Source organism: Psychrobacillus sp. (assembly GCF_056205495.1).
Window position 1 is genome coordinate 1 of sequence record NZ_JBAEAP010000051.1, and the last position, 2,636, is coordinate 2,636.

Here is a 2,636-nt window from a genome sequence, read left to right on the forward strand (position 1 = left end):
CTAGTTCATTCTCCATCATTTTTTTCTCCTTTGATTAATAAAATAGAATACAAAGTATTTCAATTAACTAAACCACTAAATTTATTTTACTTTTTCGAAAATTCACCCTTGATTTCTGCGATATACTGTATATAATTACTCTATGAGTTTGAATAATTAGAAAAATCATAAAAGTTATACATTTAAATTATAGCAAAGAGGCGAAGCGAATGAAGATTTTAATGGAAAATATTGTAGAAGCGTTGCAAGAACACCTAGAGCAAGATCAGATTTCCACCAACCAAACTATCCGAGAATTACATGGAAAAGATGAATCCTACCATTCTATTAGCCTGCCAGACATTGTCGTTTTCCCTAAAAACTCGGCAGATGTAAGCAATATCATGAAGACTGCTAATAACCTTGGAGTCCCCGTCGTACCGTTTGGGCGTGGCACGAGTTTAGAAGGGCATGTTATTCCCTATGACAATGGAATAACTATCGATTTTTCTTTAATGGATAAAATATTGGAAATAAGAGAACAGGATTTACTTGTGATAGTGCAACCAGGTGTAACGAGAACACAACTGAACATGGAGTTAAAAAAATATGGTCTATTCTTTTCGGTTGACCCCGGTGCTGATGCTACTCTCGGAGGAATGGCCGCTACAAATGCCAGCGGTACTACAACTGTGAAGTACGGTGTTATGAGAGATCAAGTTCGAGACCTAGAAGTGGTGCTTGCGGATGGAACAATCATACATACAGGAAACTTGGCAGCTAAATCTGCCTCTGGATTTCACTTGAATGGGTTGTTTGTTGGTTCGGAAGGTACATTAGGCTGTTTTACAGAACTGACTTTAAAGGTGTATGGGATCCCAGAATTCACGACTGCTGCTAGAGCAACATTCCCTACTGTCAAACATGCAGTGGAGGCAGTAACCTCCATTTTACAGGCAGGTATACCGATTGCTCGCGTAGAGCTAGTAGATGAAAGCTCTATTCGTCAGGTAAATCAATTTAGTGAAACTAACTACGCTGAAAAGCCAACTCTATTCTTAGAATTCCATGGCAATGAAGCTGGACTTGCTCAAGATGTAGAATTTACTCAAGAAATTGTAAAGGACCATGGCAGTGAGGATATTCAATTTGAAACAGATAACGCTGCTCGAAACAAGCTTTGGGATGCAAGACATAATCTAGCCTATGCTTACATTCATGGAAACGTAGGAAAGAAGCTCATGGTGACCGATGTTTGTGTTCCTATTTCCGAGCTAGCTGACGCTGTCATATTTGCACGTAAGGAACTTGATGCTATTGGGTTAATAGGAGGCCTTACAGGTCATGTCGGTGATGGAAATTTCCATGCCCTTATCATGATTGATATGAACGATCCGGAAGAAATACAGAAGGCCGTGACCTATAACGAAAAAATCGTACGATACGCTCTGGAACGAAAAGGCACTTGTACAGGCGAGCATGGGGTAGGTGTAGGAAAGCAAAAATACCAGGCAGCTGAACATGGGGAGGCACTTCAAGTTATGGAAAAGATTAAAGTTGCTTTAGATCCCAACAATATTTTAAATCCAAACAAAATTGTAAAACTTGAAAGAGAAGGTGAGTAATATGAAAACATTAGAGAAAATCAGTAGCTTTGCTGGCAAATATTTTGCCCTCTTGGTTATATTAATTGCTGTAATAGCTTACTTAATACCAGAGACCTTCCTGCCATTTCGTAGTTATATAACTCTCCTACTAGGTGTAGTTATGTTTGGAATGGGGCTAACGCTTAAAGCGGTAGATTTTAAGCTAATCTTAACTAATCCTAAACCAGTATTAATCGGTGTAGCTGCACAATTTATCATAATGCCATTAGTTGCTTTTGCAATAGCCTACATGCTGCAGCTTCCTAATGAATTAGCTGCCGGCCTTGTACTCCTTGGCTCCGTACCAGGTGGAACCGCATCGAATGTAATGGTTTACTTAGCAAAAGGTAATGTACCACTTTCCATTACAATGACGTCCTTCTCTACTCTCTTGGCACCTTTAATGACACCAGTTTTACTTTTATGGTTAGCTGGGCAATGGATGCCGGTAAATGTAATGGATATGTTTATGTCCATTGTACAAGTAATTATTGTTCCAATCGTTCTTGGATTACTTATTAAAAAATTATTACCAACGGTTGTAGAAAAAAGCGCAAACATTGTACCATTAATCTCTGTATTAGCTATTATCATCATTGTTTCAGCTGTAGTAGCAGGCAATGTAAATAACATCGCTTCTGCAGGACTATTAGTTTTTGTTGGAGTATTCCTTCATAATGGTGTTGGTCTATTGCTTGGCTATTTCACGGGGAAAATGATGAAGCTATCTAGATCTGACTGCCGTGCCATTTCAATTGAGGTTGGTATGCAAAACTCAGGCTTAGGTGTTGCACTAGCAACTGCCCATTTAGGACCGTTAGCTGCACTTCCAAGTGCCCTAGGAGCTGTTTGGCACAATATCTCAGGTCCAATTATAGCAACTATTTGGTCAAAGAGTGCAGGAAATGAGGAAGAAAAGGCTGAAGCTATCCCATTAGAAAGTAAGCCTTCACAGATTTAAAATAGGAATGGCAGTGGATGTTCACACTGCCATTCCTATTTTTTCAGATT

2 protein-coding genes are annotated in these 2,636 nt (G+C 39.2%); both read left to right on the forward strand.

Annotated elements, in window-relative coordinates; translation table 11 throughout:
* Nucleotides 1–209 precede the first annotated feature (209 nt).
* On the forward strand, nucleotides 210–1,604 hold the full coding sequence (locus AC06OU_RS01730; protein WP_475853566.1) for an FAD-binding oxidoreductase: 1,395 nt from the start codon (nucleotides 210–212) through the stop codon (nucleotides 1,602–1,604).
* Between the two features lies 1 nt (nucleotide 1,605).
* A complete protein-coding gene (locus AC06OU_RS01735) occupies nucleotides 1,606–2,586 on the forward strand; it encodes a bile acid:sodium symporter family protein (protein WP_475853567.1) in 981 nt (326 codons plus the stop codon).
* Nucleotides 2,587–2,636: the final 50 nt, after the last annotated feature.